This is a genomic window from Ferroplasma sp. Type II, assembly GCF_000496155.1.
This window is the reverse complement of the sequence record NZ_KI542816.1, coordinates 1-1589: the sequence shown is the minus strand read 5'-3', so window position 1 is coordinate 1589 and position 1589 is coordinate 1. Positions and strand designations below refer to the sequence as shown.

At 41.3% G+C, this 1589-nt stretch carries 1 protein-coding gene and 2 pseudogenes; all 3 read left to right on the top strand.

Annotated elements, in window-relative coordinates; translation table 11 throughout:
• A pseudogene (locus AMDU4_RS12965) lies at positions 1-323 on the top strand (lipoyl synthase); the annotation flags it as partial.
• On the top strand, positions 316-1347 hold the full coding sequence (locus AMDU4_RS12960) for a thiamine pyrophosphate-dependent dehydrogenase E1 component subunit alpha (RefSeq protein WP_021788388.1): 1032 nt from the start codon (positions 316-318) through the stop codon (positions 1345-1347). The pseudogene AMDU4_RS12965 and the gene AMDU4_RS12960, both read left to right, overlap by 8 nt.
• Positions 1347-1589: pseudogene (locus AMDU4_RS12955) on the top strand (alpha-ketoacid dehydrogenase subunit beta); the annotation flags it as partial. The gene AMDU4_RS12960 and the pseudogene AMDU4_RS12955, both read left to right, overlap by 1 nt.

Genomic DNA, 1589 nt, shown 5'->3' with positions numbered 1-1589 from the left:
TCCTGAAATATATAAAGGAATGCAAGAATGATGTTATCACCAAGTCATCCATCATGGTAGGGCTAGGTGAAACCGATGAAGAAGTTGAAAACACAATGAAAGATCTTAGAAATGCCGGTGTAGAAATATTTACAGTAGGGCAGTATCTGAGACCAACAAAAAAGCAGCTTGAAGTAAAAGAATATTCACCCATGTCCAGATTTAAGCATTTCGAGGAAATCGGATATGAGATGGGATTCTCCTTTGTGGCGTCCGGGCCTCTTGTGAGGACGTCATACAGGGCTGCTGAAGGATACATAAAAATGAGGGATAAACATGATTGAGGAAACTGATATTAGTAAAGAAGGTTTGCTGGCCGCATATAGAAATATTGTGATGGAAAGGCTTTTTGACAAAAAAATGCTTAATGCAAGCAGGCAGGGATTTTTACCTTTTTATATCCCACTTATGGGGCATGAGGCTATTCACATTGGAATGGGCATGGCAATAAGGGATGAGGATTTCTTTTATCCATATTACAGGGACTTTGGTGTTCTCCTGCAGATGGGAATTCCAATAGATACCATATTATCCCAGGTATTTGCCACAGCAACGGACAATGAAATAGGGAGGGATATGCCAGATCATTTTTCACTGAAAAAATACAACATAGGTGCTGTTATAACTCCCGTGGCTGGAAATCTCACAGCGGCAACTGGAATTGCCTATGCAAAACTGTATAGAAAAGAACCAGGTTCCGTCATAACAACTTTTGGTGATGGAGCCACATCAACTCCTGATTTTCATGTATCAATGAATTTTGCTGGAGTTTACAATCTTCCAATGGTATTCTTCTGCGAAAATAATCAATTTGCAATATCTGTTCCAACATATCCAACCGATGATAAGGCATTCAATCAAACATACTCAGAGACAAGAGGAGCCATTTACAAGAAGGCTGAGGCATATGGATTTTCTGGGATAAGGATAGATGGTACAAACTTCATAGAAGTATACCGTGCAACCAGAAAAGCCCTTGAAAGTGCAGCCAACGAACCCATACTTATAGAGGCAATAACATATAGAATGGGGCCTCATTCCACAGCAGACGACCCGAATAAATACAGAACGGATAGGGTGCCTGAAGGCAGCCAGAAAGATCCCCTGATTGTAAGCCAGAAAATTCTTAAGGATATGAAAATAATAACAGATAGGGACATAAAGCAGATCAATGATGAGATGGAGGAAGCCACATCAAAGCTAATAGACAAATATGAAAAGGCCCCTAAACCGGACAAAGATACAATGCTTGGCAACCTTTATGAGGAGGAACCGTGGTACATAAAAGAGGAGAGGGGTGAAATATAATGACTCAGATGACAATGGTAAAAGCACTGAACAGCGGTTTAAATAATGCCATGGAGAGAGATGATTCCATCATACTTCTGGGAGAAGATGTTGGTACCGACGGAGGAGTGTTTAGGGTAACCGACGGTCTAATATCTAAATATGGAAAGGAGAGGGTAATGGATACCCCTCTAGCCGAGCTTGGAATAGTGGGATTTGGTATAGGAATGTCCATGGCGGGACTGGGGATCCTCAGAGTCGAC

Excerpts from the sequence above, each read along its gene's own strand:
- AMDU4_RS12960 (WP_021788388.1), top strand. The coding sequence starts at position 316 with ATGATTGAGGAAACTGATATTAGTAAAGAAGGTTTGCTGGCCGCATAT.